Raw genomic sequence first — 17,375 nt, forward strand, 5'->3', positions numbered from 1 at the left:
GACGTAACTTATGTGCGTTAATCGCCTTTTCCCAGGTTTGTCGAGTCAGTTGCAAAAACAACAAAGCATCGACATCGAGGTGTAAAATTGTGATTAACCACAAAGAAACCAGGTGATTATTGGCTGTAATTCAAAGCCACATCTCACTCTGGTTGGCTGTAACTGTCAGCAGATGGGAGTAACGATAAGGGGTCACGTGCTACATAACCTTAATCTAGATCAAAAAACCCCATTGATTGGCGGTCAATGGGGCGGTTTTGGTAAAAAATGTCTTGATCTCAGTTAAGCTTTCGGCCGGTTTTTGTCACACCTTAGGCACATCAAAGCCAAAATGCAGATAGGCGCGCTGGCTGGCAATTCGGCCACGCGGGGTGCGTTGTAAATAGCCTTGCTGGATCAGATAAGGCTCAATCACATCTTCAATGGTGTCTTTTTCTTCACCAATCGCCGCGGCCAGGTTATCTAAGCCGACCGGCCCCCCATCGAATTTTTCAATAATGGCGTTGAGCAGTTTGCGGTCCATGTAGTCAAACCCTTGGCTGTCAACGTCCAGCATATCCAAGGCGCGCTGGGCGATATCGGGACAGATGTGGCCACTGCCTTTTACTTCGGCAAAGTCGCGCACACGGCGGAGTAAACGGTTGGCAATCCGTGGTGTACCACGTGAACGACGCGCCACTTCCTCGGCCCCTTCGTCTTCCATCGACAACGCCAAGCAATGCGCACTGCGTTTTACAATCCCGGTTAAATCACGCACGTTGTAGTATTCCAAACGCTGGGTAATACCAAAACGGTCACGCAGGGGGGATGTCAGTGAACCCGCACGGGTGGTGGCGCCAATCAGGGTAAACGGTGGCAAATCGATTTTAATCGAGCGGGCGGCTGGCCCTTCACCAATCATAATATCCAGTTGGTAATCTTCCATGGCGGGATACAAGACTTCTTCCACCACTGGGCTTAGGCGATGAATCTCATCGATAAACAGCACATCATGAGGCTCTAGATTGGTGAGCAAGGCGGCAAGATCACCAGCTTTTTCTAGCACGGGGCCTGAGGTGGTGCGAATACTCACGTCCATTTCGTTGGCAACAATATTGGCCAAAGTGGTTTTACCGAGGCCGGGCGGGCCAAAAATCAGCAGGTGATCCAGGGCTTCTTGGCGTTTGCGTGCGGCATGGATAAAAATTTCCATTTGCCCACGCACGTGATCTTGGCCTTGGTAGTCATCTAGTAACTTGGGACGTATCGCGCGGTCAATCACTTCATCTTCGCGATCGGGCGTGGTTTGCGCCGAAATTAAACGATCAGCTTCTATCATGGGTTACACCATCGAGCGCAGCGCGTGACGAATGACGTCTTCACTGCTCATGTCATCGGTTGCAATTTGTTTTACCACTTTCTCTGCTTGTGCCGCTTTATAGCCCAAGGCGACCAGGGCACTCACCGCTTCGTATGCCGCGGTTGAGACCGTGGTCGGAGCTGGACGAGTGGCCGCCCCCTCGCCAGTAGCCGCATCCGTACGCGGGGTAAAGAGATCGAATGCTTCCCAGTTTTTAAGCCGGTCGCGCATTTCAATCACCAAGCGTTCCGCGGTTTTCTTCCCTACCCCGGGAATTTTCACCAAGGTCGATACATCGTTATGCTCAACACTGTCGACAAAATGATTGGCCGTCATTCCCGACAAAATCGCTAATCCGAGCTTAGGCCCCACGCCATTGGCTTTGATCACTTCCCGAAACAGCGCCCGCTCGCGTTTGCCACTAAAGCCATAGAGTAATTGCGCGTCTTCACGGACCACAAAGTGGGTATACACAGTGGCCGTCTCACCCACGTCCGGCAGTTGATATAGACAGTTCATGGGCATGCTCACTTCGTAACCGACGCCGTTTACGTCAATTAAAATCTCCGGCGGTTGCTTTTCTATCAGGGTTCCGTGTAATCGGCCTATCACAATCGATTCTCTGTTTGTTACTTTGCCTCCAGGATAAAGAATAACTGGATGTATATCCAGTCGAATTGACGGAATACGGAATACGGAATACGGAATACGGAATACGGAATACGGAATACGGAATACGGAAAGAGCATATCGTGCCAGCTCTGGTAGATAAAGTTCCTAGGTCCTAGGAACTGCTTTCTGCTCTCTTCTGTACTCCGTAAGCGAAGCGCTCTGTATTCAAGATCCCGAATACCGATGACGGAATACAGAGTACAGAAAAAGCAATAGCCTCAGCGCGAGCATGATCTGCTTTATCTAGTCTCTAGCCTCTAGAAGCGAAGCGTCTCGTCTCTTTCCGTACTCCGTAAGCGAAGCGCTCTGTATTCAAGAGTAAAAAGCGCTTTTACCGATATCGGCCGCGGCGGGCGGCGTTGGCTTTGCCGGCCATGGCGATCAGGGTGTGGTTGGTGTGGGCATGGCAAATCGCCACGGCCAGGGCATCGGCGGCATCGGCTTGGGGGGTGGCGCTGAGTTTCAACATGTGGGTGACCATATGCTGCACTTGCTTTTTATCCGCGCTACCTTTGCCGACGACTGCTTGCTTGATAAGCCTTGCTGCGTATTCAGATACCGGTAGATCGGCATTCACCGCCGCAACGATGGCACTGCCCCGTGCTTGGCCCAATTTAAGCGCCGAATCGGCATTGCGGGCCATAAAGACTTGTTCGATGGCAAAGTTGTCCGGCTGAAATTGGGTGATCACTTCACTCACCCCTGCGTAGATATGCTTCAAGCGACCGGGTAAGTCGTCGGTTTCTGTCCGAATACACCCGCTACCGAGGTATTCAAGATGCCGCCCCTGTTGGCGGATCACCCCATAACCGGTGATCCGCGAACCTGGGTCAATCCCCAGTATAATGGTCATTTAGCTTAAACTCGCTGCCACTTCATCCGAGATATCCCCGTTATGATAGACCTCTTGCACATCGTCAAGGTCTTCTAACGTATCGATAAGACGCAGTAACTTCGGTGCGGTATCTGCATCTAACTCGGCTTTGGTCGATGGCACCTGGGTCACTTCGGCGCGTTCCGCTTCAAACCCGGCTTTGTCGAGGGCATCTTTGACGGTACCAAAATCATTGGGGGTGGTGTAGACATCGATTGAGCCGTCGTCATAGGTGACCACGTCTTCTGCCCCGCCTTCGAGTGCCGCTTCCATCACATCGTCTTCTTCAAGGCCTGCAGCGTAAGTGACGACGCCTTTTTTATCAAATAGGAAGCTAACCGAGCCGTCAGTGCCTAGGTTACCACCAGATTTGGAAAATGCGTGACGGACACCTGACACGGTACGATTGCGGTTGTCGGTCATGCATTCCACCATCACCGCGGTGCCCGCTGGGCCATACCCTTCGTAAATCACGGTTTCCATGTTGTCGTCGCCATCACCGCCCGCTCCGCGTGTGATCGCACGGTTGATGGTGTCGCGCGTCATATTGTTAGATAGCGCTTTATCGACCGCCGCACGCAAGCGTGGATTGGTTTCTGCTTCGGGACCACCTTCTTTGGTGGCAACCACTAATTCTCGAATCAGTTTGGTGAAAATCTTACCGCGCTTCGCGTCTTGAGCGGCTTTACGGTGTTTAATATTCGACCACTTACTGTGACCTGCCATATCGATTCTCCGTTTTTTTGCGCTCCCCTCACGTGAAAGGAGTAATCAGAAAAAACGCGCCTTGGCTTTTCAGTCTGAGGCGCGTTGATGAAATGACGTTAAGGTAACGTTATTCGCTTTGTTCGTTTTGCTCGGCTGCCACGGTAATGCTGAGCGCTAGCTCTTCAAGCGCGGCGTCATTGGCAATACTTGGCGCATCCGTCATCAAGCACGCTGCGGCGGTGGTTTTCGGGAACGCAATGACGTCACGAATGTTCTCAGTGCCAGACAGCAGCATCACCAAACGGTCCATACCAAATGCCAAACCTGCGTGTGGTGGGGTGCCGTATTTTAGCGCGTCGAGCAAGAAACCGAACTTCTTGCGCTGCTCTTGTTCGTCAATGCCCAGGGTCTCAAAGACGGCTGCTTGCATTTCTGGGTTATGAATACGCACCGAGCCACCGCCGACTTCATAGCCATTAATCACCATGTCGTAGGCATTGGAATTCGCCGCGGCCGGATTGGCTTTTAGCTGCTCTGGCGTGACGTCAGTTGGCGCTGTAAATGGGTGGTGCATGGCGTGCAGGTTGCCTTCGTCGTCTTCCTCAAACATCGGGAAGTCCACTACCCACAGCGGGGTCCAAGCTTGGGTGTCGGTCAATTCAAGATCCAAGCCTAATTTTACACGCAATGCGCCCAGCGCTTCGGTGACTACCGATTTTTTGTCGGCGCCGAATAAGATAATGTCCCCGCTTTGCGCGTCAGTGCGTGACAGAATGCTCTCCACGACATCCGCGTTAAGGAACTTGGCGACGGGCGATTGAATACCGTCAAAGCCGGCGTCGCGATCGTTGACCTTCATCCATGCCAAGCCTTTGGCGCCGTAAATGCTAACAAAAAGGGTGTACTCATCAATTTGTTTGCGAGATAAGCTGGCGCCACCTGGCACGCGGATGACTGCCACGCGGCCTTTTTCATCGTTCGCTGGACCAGAGAAGACTTTAAATTCAACGTCTTTGACAATGTCGGCCACATCGACGATTTCAAGCGGGTTACGCAAGTCTGGCTTATCAGAGCCAAACCGACGCATCGCTTCTTCATATTTCATGATGGGGAAGGTACCCAAATCAACGTTGAGTAGCGACTGCCACATTTCGCGGATCATTTGCTCGGTCACGTCACGTACTTGTTCAGCGCTCATGAACGAGGTTTCGATATCGATTTGGGTAAATTCTGGTTGGCGATCCGCGCGCAAGTCTTCATCTCGGAAGCACTTCACGATTTGGTAATAGCGATCGAAGCCGGACATCATCAGTAGCTGTTTAAACAGCTGTGGCGATTGTGGCAAGGCATAAAAGCTGCCTTTGTGAACACGGCTTGGCACCAAGTAATCGCGCGCACCTTCCGGGGTTGCTTTGGTCAGTACCGGGGTTTCGATATCTAAAAAGTCGTTCTCATCCAGGAAACGACGGACAAAGCTGGTGGCCTTGGCACGCAGTTTAATGCGATCGCTCATCTCTGGACGACGCAAGTCGAGGTAGCGGTACTTAAGACGCTGCTCTTCAGAGATAAACTGGTTAAAGTCAATCGGCATCGGTGCACTGCGGTTAATAATCTCCAACCCTTTCGCCACCACTTCGACTTCGCCGGTGGCCATATCACGGTTGATTTGGCTGTCTGGACGTGCACGGACTTCACCACGAATGGCAACACAGAATTCGTTACGCAGTTTATTGGCATGTTCGTAAACATCACCCATATCAGGATCAATCACAACTTGCACCAGACCTTCACGGTCGCGCATGTCGATAAAAATCAAGCCGCCCAAATCACGACGACGATTAACCCAACCACAAAGACTTACTTCTTGCCCGACATGGGCTTTATTCAGGTGACCACAATATTGGGTGCGCATAGACTATTCCTGATCTGTTCTGATAATTCTGCTTGCCCCCTTGGGCACAAGCCTGTCAATTCTGAGGGAAATTCGACAACAGCCTTTGTCGTACCTGACGATACGCCCCTGCGACTGCCGTTACTGTCAAAGACCTGCCATTATAAAGGAAAAGCCCCGCTCTTGGTAAAGCGATCGCGTGTTTTTATTCTGTTTATCCTTCATATGGTTTTTTTCCCCGGTTGCGATTAGGCTACCGCAACGTGTATTGACCAATCATAACGACGCCATGTCTCTGATGCTACATCAACTGTCCGATCCGCCGTTGCGCCTTGGTTTGACCCAGTGGTCTCATCCCAGTTGGCAGCACCATTTTTATCCTCCAGGTACCCGTTCGGGTGAACGTTTAGCCCGCTACGCAGAGGTATTCAATACGGTTGAGGGCAATACCACCTTTTACGCGTCGCCGTCGCTACAGACGGTGGCGAATTGGGCGGCCGCGACGTCAGACACTTTCCAATTTACTTTTAAGTTTCCCAAAACCATTACCCATCAATGCCAGTTGCGCCATGCGCAAGATTTAACGCGGGATTTTATTCATTTGATGGCGCCTCTCCATGATAAAATTGGCCAGTGGACGATTCAGCTGCCGGCCCGCTTTGGTCCTGAAGGCTTGCCGGATCTGGCCGCCTTTTTGCAAAGCTTACCGGCGGATATCTTTATCGGCGTGGAAGTACGGCACCCGGCTTTTTTTGCCAAAGGAGAGGCAGAGAAAGCGTTGAATCGACTCTTGATCGCCCATCATGCCAACCGAGTGATCATGGACAGTCGTCCTGTGTTCGCGGCGAAACCGGACACGCCAGCGGTGATTGATGCACAAAAGAAAAAGCCGCGTGTCCCCGTGCATGCGATTGCCACCAGCGATGCGCCTATGGTGCGGTTTATTGGTCATCCTGAGCTGGCAGACAATAGCGCATTTTTTGAACCATGGATCCCACGTTTATCTCAATGGATAGCCGCAGGCAAAACGCCCTATTTAATGATTCATACTTCGGATAATGACCAAGCCCCGGYGCTCGCGGCACACTTGTATCAACATATTGATTTATCAACGCCACTGGCTTCAGTCACCCGCGCCGCGCAAAGTCAGCAAGGGGCACTGTTTTAGGGTATCCACGCAAGGTGCGCGCTCACCGTGCAGACAGGCGCTGAAAAATTCACTACAATACGCCGCTTTTGCGATAGGGTTTGCTGGCGTCAGGTGCTCACACTGGCCAGCTGGGCTGATTTGTAGGGGCTTATATGGCTAATCAGGATAAAATTTTCGCGGCGCCGATTGAGAAGATGGGCGACTTTACCTTCGATGAGAATGTCGCCGAAGTGTTCCCGGATATGATCCAGCGCTCGGTGCCTGGGTACAGCAACATTATCTCGGCGATTGGTATGCTGGCGAAACGCTTTGCCACGCCAGATAGCCATATTTACGATCTCGGTTGCTCGTTGGGCGCCGCCACCCTATCGATGCGCCGCCATATTCCTCATGATAGCTGTACCATCATCGCGGTTGATAATTCACAAGCGATGGTGGAGCGTTGCCGTTTGCATGTGAATGCCTATCGCGGCGCTGCCGATGTTGAGGTGCGTGAGGCTGATATTCGCGATGTGACGATCACTAATGCCTCCATGGTGGTGCTTAATTTTACCCTACAATTTTTAAGCCCGGACGATCGCCAAGCGCTACTCACCCGCATCTATCAGGGATTAAAACCGGGCGGGATCCTGATTTTGTCGGAGAAGTATTGCTTTGAAGACGAAACCGCCAATGAACTGCTGATTGACTTGCACCATGACTTTAAACGCGCCAATGGCTACAGCGAGCTTGAGATCAGTCAAAAACGCAGTGCGCTAGAAAACGTGATGCGCCCAGATAGCATTGATACCCATAAAACGCGATTGAGCGAGATTGGTTTTAGCAGTGTCGCCATGTGGTTTCAATGTTTTAACTTTGGGTCGATGTTCGCGATTAAATAAGATAAGCGATGACATAAAGCGATGCGTCCCGTCATCCCGGTACGCTATTGATCTATTTAGATCATTGATCCAGTCAACCCTTTGATTCAGCGAAACACGCCATTAAGTACGAGTAATCTGATGTTTGATTTTTCCGATTTTTATCAACTGATCGCCAAAAACCGTCTCTCTCATTGGTTAGAAGTTCTGCCGGCGCAATTGGCGGAGTGGCAAACCCAGCCCCATGGCGATATGCCAAAGTGGATAAAAGTGCTGAATAAAATCCCGACCGATGCGCCCGAGCAGGTGGAGCTAAAAGATAGGGTCCAGATTGGCGATGCCACCAGCTTGCCTGCCGGTGAGCGTAAAAAGTTAGAAAATCTGCTCCGTAGCTTTCACCCATGGCGCAAAGGGCCTTATCAGGTTCACGGTATGGACATCGACACCGAGTGGCGTTCGGATTGGAAGTGGGATCGGGTGCTTCCGCATATCTCTCCGCTCAAAGGGCGCTATGTGCTCGATGTCGGCTGTGGGAATGGCTACCACATGTGGCGGATGTTGGGTGAAGGGGCGGCTCTGACCGTGGGTATTGACCCCTCTGAGCTCTTCTTAATGCAGTTCGACGCCATTCGTCGCTTAATGGGCAATGACCAACGCGCGCATCTGCTGCCCTTAGGAATCGAAAAACTCCCTGCTCTGCGTGCATTTGATACCGTGTTTAGCATGGGCGTGCTTTACCACCGTCGCTCGCCGCTCGATCATCTAATGCAACTCAAAGATCAGTTGGGGAAAGACGGTGAGCTGATACTGGAAACCTTGGTGATTGATGGCGATGAAAACGCTGTATTGGTGCCATCAGGCCGCTATGCACAAATGCGCAATGTCTACTTTTTCCCTTCGGCGCGTGCGCTCAAAGTGTGGTTGGAAAAAGTCGGATTTGTCGATGTCCGTATTGTCGATGAATGTGTCACCACCACCGATGAGCAGCGCAGCACAGCGTGGATGACCCATAACTCGTTGCCAGAGTACCTAAACCCAGATGACCCGACGCAAACCATCGAAGGGTATCCGGCGCCTAAACGCGCAATTTTAGTGGCGCGCAATCCTGATTAAATCGCGCCAGGCGGCGTGTGCTGTGGTTAATTTGATCGAGTGTAGTTAATTTGACCTAGAGCACACGCAATGCTGACGCTGATGTCGCGATCTGCGCCCTTTTATTGTTGTTCACTTTATGCACAAGGGCGCGACTGCCTGTTTTCGGGCAATTTTTCACCGATAGCGTTGATATAATCAACGTTTAGTCAATTCTGACTAACATTTGACAGAATCCCTCTATCCATCTTGGTCGCATCCTTTAGAATCTGCGCTCAGCCTCACTTTTGATCCATTGTTTGAGGCGATACGGCCAGTAGCCATCCTTCTATGCAGTGGAGACTTAGATGCTTTTTCGTTGCTCACTAATCAGTGTGTTGTTATTAACGATGTCCGGTTGCATGCTCACCTCTCAGCAGCAACACCAAGAAACACTGGATAAACTCAATACCGTTGCCACCCAGAGCCAGCAACAGCGGCAAAGCCTGACTGATGCTTTTACCCAACACGATGCGTCATTGACTCAGCTGACAGATAAAGTCACGGCGCTCGAGAGCCAACTGACTATTATTCAGCGTACTCAAGCCAAACTATATGCCAATTTTGCCAACCCAAAACCGGAAGTTAAAATCCAAGAAAAAGTGGTCCGGGTGCCCGTGAATAACGACAAAGTGGTCCTCGGCGGACGTGAGTGGGTTTGGTTTGATGAAGTCAAAAGCACCTTCCAGTCGCGCGTAGATACCGGCGCGGCAACCTCTTCACTCAATGCGGTAGATATTCAAGAATTTGAGCGCGATGGTGACACCTGGGTCAAGTTTAATGTCAATCATAGTGAAAACAATGACCAGCCAGTATTTATGGAAATGCCCGTAAAGCGCTGGGTTCTCATACGGCAATCATCGACCGATAAAACTGACCGCCGCCCCGTGGTTGAAGCGTGGATCCGGGTGGGTAACATTCACGAAAAAACCGAATTTACCCTCGCGGATCGCACCAATATGGAATACCCCGTATTGTTGGGCCGCTCGTTTTTTAAAGATTTAGCCGTGGTAGATGTCAGCCAAGTACACATTCATCCGCAATATCAGCCGGACACTCCCCCGGAGCCTAGTGATGATGATCGTCAGCCGCCATCAGCGTCTAAAGAATCGGCTCTACAAGAATAGGCTTTACGAAAAGCTAGGCTCTTCGAAAATAGGCTCTACGAAAATAGGTAATCGACATGGTTTCACGGGTTCCTTTTTACTTTTTGATCGGCTTTTTAATTTTGGCCGGTATCGCACTCAGTGCCTATCGTCACCTAGGCTATGGGGTGCCTTGGCAAGCGGATGACACCCGCCAAGTCTGGCAAATTGAGGCCAGAATTAACTTTGATGCCGGCGATGGCCCAGTAAAAGTTAGCCTTGCTGCACCAGATAGCCAACCTGGGCTTACGCTTATCGATGAGAGCACCTCCTCGGCAGGCTATGGCTTTTCATTGCTTAACACTGAACATGGCCGCCAAGCACAGTGGTCGACGCGCCAAGCCAACGGTGAGCAAACCCTTTATTTTAAAAACCAAATGTTAGTCGACGACAGTGCGCGCTATACCATGGCCCCACCTGATGAAGAGCAGGTGACGCTTCCGGTGATGGATAATGCTGCCAAAAATGCGGCCTTAGCACTGTTGGATCGTGCACGGGCGCGCTCGGCGGACAACATTACGTTGACCCGTGAGCTCATCAAACAATTTAATAGCCCAGATAGTCAAAACGCGGCTTTGTTACTCAATACCCTCGACAAACCCGACGCCCTACGAAAAACCTTAGCACTGGAAGGTGTGCATGCGCGCGTGGTCGGTGGCTTGGAGCTTGAAGATGGGCGACGTCGCCAAACCATTTCTCCCATGCTACAAGTGTGGCAAGACACACGCTGGCACTTGTTTGATTTAATCACTGGGCAAAATGGCCATCACAATAATGTCCTGCTCTGGAACCAGCACGGCGGACCATTGTTAGAAGTGATGGGCGGTGAACATAGCCAGGTACATTTTTCAATTATCTCCCAAGATATCAGCCCACAACAGGCCACTTCGGCGAAGGTTTCCGCCGATAACCTACTTAACTTTTCTATTCATAGCTTGCCCATTGAAGAGCAGGCGATGTTTAAAACCATTATGCTGATCCCGATTGGCGCGCTGATTGTGGTGTTCTTGCGTGTGATCGTGGGGTTAAAGACTTCAGGGACCTTTATGCCAGTGCTGATTGCGGTCGCCTTTGTGCAAACCCAATTACTCACTGGGATTGTTGGCTTTGTGTTGATCGTCGGCACTGGGCTGGTGATAAGAAGCTATCTCTCCCGGCTTAATTTACTGCTGGTGGCGCGAATTTCCGCGGTGATTATCACGGTCATTTTAATTATTTCAGTATTTAGCGTGATCGCGTTCCGTATCGGCTTAATGGAAGGGCTAACCATCACCTTCTTCCCAATGATTATTCTGTCATGGACCATCGAGCGGATGTCGATTTTATGGGAAGAGGAAGGCGCAAAAGAAGTAGTCATTCAAGGCGGTGGCTCACTCGTCACTGCGGTGTTGGTGTATTTGGCGATGACCAATGAGTTGGTCCGGCATCTGACCTTTAACTTTATTGGTTTGCAGCTGGTGATCTTGGCATTGATATTAATGCTGGGTAATTACACCGGCTACCGCTTGTCGGAGTTGAAGCGGTTTCGCCCGTTAGCACATCAGGATGGGAGCGGTCGTGATGATTAAATTCTTTTCACGGTTCGCCTCCCCCTTTCGCCTGAATCACGCCGGCATTATGGGGATGAACCAGCGTAATATCCGTTACATTGGTCGTTACAACGACAGGCGTCTTTATCCATTAGTAGATGACAAACTTAAAACCAAGTTGATCGCCCAACAAGCCGGCGCTACCGTCCCTGAGTTGATCGGCGTGATTGATAGCCAAGCGCACGTCAAACGTATTCATCACATGGTGGAAAATTGGCCCGGTTTTGTGATTAAACCAGCGCAAGGCTCAGGCGGTAAGGGCATTTTGGTGGTGACGAAAAATCATCAAGGGGTCTATACCAAGGCCTCTGGCAAGACCGTGAGCCACAACGATGTTGAACGTCATATCACCAATACGCTCGCGGGCCTGTTCTCGCTCGGTGGCAAAGCGGATGTCGCCGTGGTCGAGAACTTGATCGCGTTCGACGATAGCTTCAGCGGTTTTAGCTATGAAGGGGTCCCTGATATTCGCGTGATTGTGTTTCAAGGGTATCCGGTGATGGCGATGATGCGGCTGTCGACCTCAGCATCTGATGGCAAGGCCAATTTGCACCAAGGGGCAGTAGGCGTCGGGCTAGATATGGCCACCGGTAAGGCGCTAAAGGCGGTGCAATTTAACCGCCCCATCACCCATCACCCGGATACGGAACATGACCTTTATACTCTGAAAGTGCCTCATTGGCAGCAACTGCTCACGCTGGCAGCCAACGCCTGGGAGATGACCGACTTAGGTTACATGGGGACAGATATGGTATTAGATAAAGAGAAGGGCCCGATGGTACTCGAGCTTAATGCACGGCCTGGTCTTGCGATCCAAATTGCCAATGGTTGCGGATTGCTGCCAAGGTTACGGCTGATTGAGTCACTTCCACCTCGGCGCTACCCGCTGATGCCAGACGATCGCGTGGCGTTTTCGATGCAGCATTTTGCTGGACAAAGTACGCAGCCATTGTCGCCCCAACTGGCACAAACCGAATAAAAAAGCACTAAAGTTTACCGTACGCGGCCGATACCCTATTACACATCCGCACAATCACGATATGAATTAGGGTAACCGCAGTGACTATCCATACCATCGACAAAGCGCAGCTTATTAGCGACGTCCAGTTTGGGGGCAACCTCAATCAGGCGGTGGTGCAAGGGCGTCGTTCCGACTTTGCGTTGATGATGGCGCTGCTTTCCGGGGATGCAAATGAGTCAACGCCACTCACCCTCACCGATAACCCTATCAGTAATGATGCGGTATTGCGCCAGCAGTTCCAGCTGGCAGAGCCGCAACCCTTGGCGGCCAGCAATGAAGAAGATTATCAGCGCGCCAGTGCCCAAGCCGATGCCTTTCACCGTGGCGGTTTAGCCAGCGCTAATTTGCGCTTTCAACTTGCTCCGGCCGCTATGCATTATCCGCCCCAGGGGACGCACGGCTTTGATGAAGCGGTCTACCATAATCTTTCCGGTCATGAGCGTCGTCATTTAGCTGATGCAACCCCAAGCCGCCCCGCTTTTAACCCTGCCACCTTGTATGAAAAACTCACCACATCGCATTGCTTCGATAAAATGCGTGTAAGCGCATAACAACGAAGTTCGCAAGTTGATCCTGAGAGGGTTTCATGATCCTTATCGAAATTGTGATCGTCTCTCAATTCCCAACAATATTTCTGCCAGACGACCAGACGTTTTGAGCCTTTTTTTCGCAGTCGGCGTAATTATGGTCCAGTATTACCTTCCCACGCTTGAATAAGGTGTGAGTAAGCTGTCATTTTCACGTGATTAGCTTGAGTATGAAAGGTAAGGCGTGACGCTCTATCTTGTTGATAATATTGAGGAATTGACCATGAAGATCGATAACGCAGTGGTCGTTATTACCGCCGGCGGCTCATCATCGGGACGCGCAATGGCAGAGCATTTTTGCTCGCTTGGTGCTGACGTCGCATTGCTCGATACTGAATGGCCAGCACTGCGCTTAAGTGCCGATCAATGCCGTCCCTATGCTGGGCGCGTCCAGMCGATTTGTTTGGCCAATGATCAACCGGCTTCTATCCATGATGCGTTCGCACAAGTGACGCAACTTTTTGGCGGCATTGATGTGCTCATCAATCAATGGCAAGGCGATATATTGCCCAGTTTATTTAACAATGGTGCTTGGTGTGATATGTCGAGAACGCTGACCAATACAACCTCGCCGTGTTATCTGGTGGTTCAGCACGCGGCAGAGTGTATGCAACAACGTGGTCGCCCCGGTGTGATCATTAATGTCGCTGGCGCTCATCTTACCCCTGACACCGTTGCCAATGCCATGATTGGCGGCTTAACCCAGCGCTGGGCCAAAGAGCTTTCCGGGCTAAAGATCCGCGTGGGAGGCATTGTGCCACGCCACCGACATCGCGCAACCTTTGAGATGGATGACGAATTAATTCGAAACGCGGAGTATATTGTCTCGAATGATTCTTTTAATGGCCGGTTGTTAGAAGCAAGTGGTTAGAAAGAGCAAAAGCCCCGATGCGAGTAAGAGGCAGTCCTTTCTCGTTTCTAGTCTCTAGAAGCGAAGCGTCTCGTCTCTTTCCGTATTCCGTAAGCGAAGCGCTCTGTATTCAAAAATCCTGAATATCGCGTAGGTCGGTATAAGCGCCTTCTCGATCGCGCAAGCTTGGTGTGATTTCCGCCGCGCGCCCGTTGCACGGCGCCATCGGACATCAAAGCCAAAGATTAACCCCGATCGTGACAGGCGCCCAGGAAGCATAGCGCATCATTGTTGACATATTACCGGGGCTTGTGTCACCTACGCCAATGGCACCACCGATATATAAACCAGGCGTAGGTCGGCATAAGCGCCAGCACAATGCCAATCATTATCACGATATGGGCCGCGCGCCATCCGACACCGGGGCCAACGATTAACCTCGATCGTGACAGGCGCCCGTTGACAATGTGCACTTATCCAACATCTTACCGGGGCTTGTGTCATCGTCGCCAATGGCACCATCGATGTATAAATTTTGTCATTGTATGCATTCCCACGCAGGAGCGTGGGAACGAGCAAGAAGCGAAGCGTCTCGTCTCTTTCCGTATTCCGTAAGCGAAGCGCTCTGTATTCCAATTCCCGAATATCGCGTAGGTCGGCATAAGCGCCGGGACTTGTGTTCAATCGTAAGATTAAGCAATCACGCGGGTAAAATCAAAAAGACCCGCCGGTGGCGGGTCTTTTTCGTTAAGCGGTTGCCTAGGTTACATTAGGCGTCTGCTTTTTGGTCCTTTTGCTCAGCTTTCGCTTTTGCGTCAGCTTTAGCCGCTTTGGTCGGCGCTGCAGCGGGTTGGTCATCTCTTTTTTTGATAACCGTGGTGCCTTCAAAGGTTTCACCTTCAACGTAAGGCTTGCCATAGTAAGACGCAACCAACACTTCTTTCAGCTCTTTGATGAGTGGGTAGCGTGGGTTTGCACCGGTACATTGGTCATCAAACGCTTCTTCCGCCAGCTCGTCTAATTTAGCCATGAAGTCTGCTTCTGGTACACCCGCCGCTTGGATAGAGGTTGGGATGTCTAGTTTCAGCTTCATGTCTTCAAGCCAGGTTAACAAACGCTCAATTTTCTGTGCGGTACGGTCACCGGTTTGAGCCAGACCCAAGTGGTCAGCGATTTCTGCATAGCGACGACGTGCTTGTGGGCGGTCGTACTGCGAGAATGCCGTTTGCTTGGTTGGGTTGTCATTGGCGTTAAAACGTACCACGTTTGAAATCAATAATGCGTTCGCCAGGCCATGCGGCAGGTGGAACTCAGCACCGAGTTTATGCGCCATGGAGTGACACACACCCAAGAAGGCGTTGGCAAACGCGACACCGGCAATGGTGGCACCATTGTGCACTTTCTCACGTGCGATTGGGTCGTTAGCACCGTGCGTATAGCTTGCTGGCAGATAGTCTTTCAGCAGTTTCAGTGCTTGCAACGCTTGCCCTTCCGAATACTCATTTGACAGGATAGACACGTAAGCTTCCATCGCGTGAGTAATCGCATCGTAACCACCAAAGGCTGTCAGCGACTTCGGCATGTTCATCACCAGGTTGGCATCAACAATCGCCATTTGTGGTGTCAGCTCGTAGTCAGCCAATGGGTATTTCGCACCGGTTTCGTCGTCAGTCACAACCGCAAACGGCGTGACTTCTGAACCAGTACCTGAAGTGGTTGTGACACAAACCAATTCGGCTTTTTTACCCATTTTCGGGAATTTGTAGATACGTTTACGGATATCCATAAAGCGCATTGCGAGTTCTTCGAACGCGGTTTCTGGATGCTCGTACATCACCCACATAATTTTCGCTGCGTCCATCGGTGAACCACCACCAAGAGCGATAATCACGTCAGGCTGGAAGCTTTGCATCGCTTCAGCACCTTTGCGTACCACGCTTAGCGTTGGATCCGCTTCCACTTCGAAGAAAGTATTTACATCCATGCCTTGCGCTTTAAGCAGTGACTCAATTTGCTCTGAATAACCGTTGTTAAACAGGAAGCGGTCAGTCACGATCATCGCACGTTTCTTGTCTTCCAAATCACCCAGTGCGATTGGCAAGCTGCCGCGACGGAAGTAGATAGATTTTGGTAGTTTGTGCCACAGCATATTCTCAGCTCGCTTCGCAACAGTTTTCTTGTTCATCAGGTGTTTAGGCCCAACGTTCTCAGAAATTGAGTTACCACCCCATGAGCCACAACCCAGTGTGAGTGACGGTGCAACGTTAAAGTTGTACAAATCACCGATACCACCGTGCGTCGTTGGAATGTTCACCAGAATACGTGCTGTTTTCAGGCGGTCACCGAAATACTTAATGCGGTCTTGGTTGACGTCTTGGTTGGTATACAGGCCTGATGTATGACCGATACCGCCCATTTCTACCATTTTGCAAGCCATGTCGACGGCGTGCTCGAAGTTTTTGGCACGGAACATACCCAGGGTTGGTGAGAGTTTCTCGTGTGCAAATTCTTCTTCAATGCTGATTTCCAGGCCTTCACCAATCAGAATTTTTGTGTCTGATGGGACGCTTACGCCTGCCATATCGGCAATTTTTGTTGCTGATTGACCGACGATATCTGCGTTCAGGTTGCCGTTAATGAGCAACACTTTACGCACTTTGTCGGCGTCGGTTTTACTCAATACATGGCCTTTGTGAGAGGCGAAACGTTCTTTGACTTCGTCATACACTTCGTCCATCACGATAACCGCTTGCTCTGACGCACATACCACGCCGTTATCGAAGGTTTTAGACATGAGTACAGAAGCTACAGCACGCTTAATGTCTGCAGTCTCGTCAATCACGACAGGTACGTTACCCGCACCCACGCCGATAGCTGGTTTACCAGATGAGTATGCCGCTTTCACCATGCCTGGGCCACCCGTGGCCAGAATCAGGTTGATGTCATCGTGCTTCATCAGTGCGTTAGAAAGCTCAACAGACGGTTGATCAATCCAGCCAATAATGTCTTTAGGCGCACCGGCGGCAACCGCGGCGTCGAGAACCAGTTTTGCGGCATCATTGGTGGAGTTTTTCGCACGTGGGTGTGGCGAGAAGATGATGCCGTTACGGGTTTTCAGTGAGATCAGAGATTTGAAGATCGCTGTCGACGTTGGGTTCGTGGTTGGAACGATACCGCAGATAAGACCCACTGGTTCGGCAATGGTCATGGTGCCGAATTCGTCATTCTCTTCAAGAATGCCGCAGGTTTTATCGTCTTTGTATTTGTTGTAGATGAACTCAGACGCGAAGTGGTTTTTGATAACCTTGTCTTCGAGGATACCCATGCCTGACTCTTCGACGGCTTGTTTAGCCAGCGGGATACGCGCGTTGTTTGCCGCCAGTGATGCAGCACGGAAGATCTTGTCTACTTGCTCCTGTGAATAGGTAGCAAATTCTTGTTGTGCCTTTTTGACACGCTCAACCATCGCGTTGAGTTCGGCAATATTAGTAACAGGCATAGTTGTCTCCTGGTTCATATTTGAAAATCATTTAGTAACTGCTTGCGACCACCAGCGTA

Annotated in this window: 14 protein-coding genes; 8 read left to right on the plus strand and 6 right to left on the minus strand. The window is 50.9% G+C overall.

All coding sequences use genetic code 11. From position 1 onward, the window contains the following. Positions 1-304 precede the first annotated feature (304 nt). The 5 genes from ruvB to aspS all read right to left on the minus strand — a co-directional run bounded on the left by ruvB (position 305) and on the right by aspS (position 5,505). On the minus strand, positions 305-1,318 hold the full coding sequence (gene ruvB, locus BZG81_RS02840) for a Holliday junction branch migration DNA helicase RuvB (protein ID WP_077661274.1): 1,014 nt from the start codon (positions 1,316-1,318) through the stop codon (positions 305-307). A gap of 3 nt (positions 1,319-1,321) precedes the next feature. Continuing rightward, entirely contained in the window at positions 1,322-1,951 is a 630-nt protein-coding gene (gene ruvA, locus BZG81_RS02845) for a Holliday junction branch migration protein RuvA (RefSeq protein WP_077676694.1), read from the minus strand. A gap of 391 nt (positions 1,952-2,342) precedes the next feature. Continuing rightward, on the minus strand, positions 2,343-2,864 hold the full coding sequence (ruvC, locus tag BZG81_RS02850) for a crossover junction endodeoxyribonuclease RuvC (RefSeq protein ID WP_021022886.1): 522 nt from the start codon (positions 2,862-2,864) through the stop codon (positions 2,343-2,345). Beyond that, positions 2,865-3,611: a YebC/PmpR family DNA-binding transcriptional regulator gene (locus BZG81_RS02855; protein WP_021022885.1), complete on the minus strand. Its 747-nt coding sequence runs from the start codon at positions 3,609-3,611 to the stop codon at positions 2,865-2,867. A 109-nt stretch (positions 3,612-3,720) separates the two neighbouring features. Next, on the minus strand, positions 3,721-5,505 hold the full coding sequence (gene aspS / locus BZG81_RS02860; RefSeq protein WP_077676695.1) for an aspartate--tRNA ligase: 1,785 nt from the start codon (positions 5,503-5,505) through the stop codon (positions 3,721-3,723). Between the two features lie 277 nt (positions 5,506-5,782). Here aspS and BZG81_RS02865 point away from each other — a divergent pair, with 277 nt between their 5' ends. The 8 genes from BZG81_RS02865 (at position 5,783) to BZG81_RS02900 (ending at position 13,838) form a co-directional block, all read left to right on the plus strand. Next, positions 5,783-6,652: a DUF72 domain-containing protein gene (locus BZG81_RS02865; RefSeq protein ID WP_077676745.1), complete on the plus strand. Its 870-nt coding sequence runs from the start codon at positions 5,783-5,785 to the stop codon at positions 6,650-6,652. Between the two features lie 134 nt (positions 6,653-6,786). Beyond that, entirely contained in the window at positions 6,787-7,515 is a 729-nt protein-coding gene (gene cmoA, locus BZG81_RS02870) for a carboxy-S-adenosyl-L-methionine synthase CmoA (protein ID WP_021022363.1), read from the plus strand. 120 nt (positions 7,516-7,635) lie between these two features. Next, entirely contained in the window at positions 7,636-8,607 is a 972-nt protein-coding gene (cmoB, locus tag BZG81_RS02875) for a tRNA 5-methoxyuridine(34)/uridine 5-oxyacetic acid(34) synthase CmoB (protein ID WP_077661269.1), read from the plus strand. Positions 8,608-8,933: 326 nt separating this feature from the next. Continuing rightward, on the plus strand, positions 8,934-9,752 hold the full coding sequence (locus BZG81_RS02880) for an ATP-dependent zinc protease family protein (protein ID WP_077676696.1): 819 nt from the start codon (positions 8,934-8,936) through the stop codon (positions 9,750-9,752). A gap of 56 nt (positions 9,753-9,808) precedes the next feature. Next, the gene (locus tag BZG81_RS02885) at positions 9,809-11,338 is read left to right on the plus strand and encodes an inactive transglutaminase family protein (protein ID WP_077676697.1); all 1,530 of its coding nucleotides are present in this window, start codon (positions 9,809-9,811) and stop codon (positions 11,336-11,338) included. After that, the gene (locus tag BZG81_RS02890; RefSeq protein ID WP_077676698.1) at positions 11,331-12,338 is read left to right on the plus strand and encodes an alpha-L-glutamate ligase-like protein; all 1,008 of its coding nucleotides are present in this window, start codon (positions 11,331-11,333) and stop codon (positions 12,336-12,338) included. Before BZG81_RS02885 ends, BZG81_RS02890 begins: the two co-directional genes overlap by 8 nt. 80 nt (positions 12,339-12,418) lie before the next feature. Then, on the plus strand, positions 12,419-12,931 hold the full coding sequence (locus BZG81_RS02895; RefSeq protein ID WP_021022358.1) for a VC2046/SO_2500 family protein: 513 nt from the start codon (positions 12,419-12,421) through the stop codon (positions 12,929-12,931). Positions 12,932-13,190: 259 nt separating this feature from the next. Next, positions 13,191-13,838 carry an SDR family NAD(P)-dependent oxidoreductase gene (locus BZG81_RS02900; protein ID WP_131826423.1) on the plus strand — a complete coding sequence of 216 codons (648 nt, stop codon included), beginning with the start codon at positions 13,191-13,193 and terminating at the stop codon, positions 13,836-13,838. A 748-nt stretch (positions 13,839-14,586) separates the two neighbouring features. On the opposite strand, the gene adhE is transcribed toward BZG81_RS02900, so the two are convergent. Then, positions 14,587-17,334, minus strand: coding sequence for a bifunctional acetaldehyde-CoA/alcohol dehydrogenase (gene adhE, locus BZG81_RS02905; protein WP_274533578.1), 2,748 nt, complete (start codon positions 17,332-17,334; stop codon positions 14,587-14,589). Between the last annotated feature and the right edge of the window lie 41 nt (positions 17,335-17,375).

It is taken from the genome of Salinivibrio sp. MA607, from assembly GCF_001996245.1.
Taxonomy (GTDB): Bacteria; Pseudomonadota; Gammaproteobacteria; order Enterobacterales; family Vibrionaceae; genus Salinivibrio; species Salinivibrio costicola.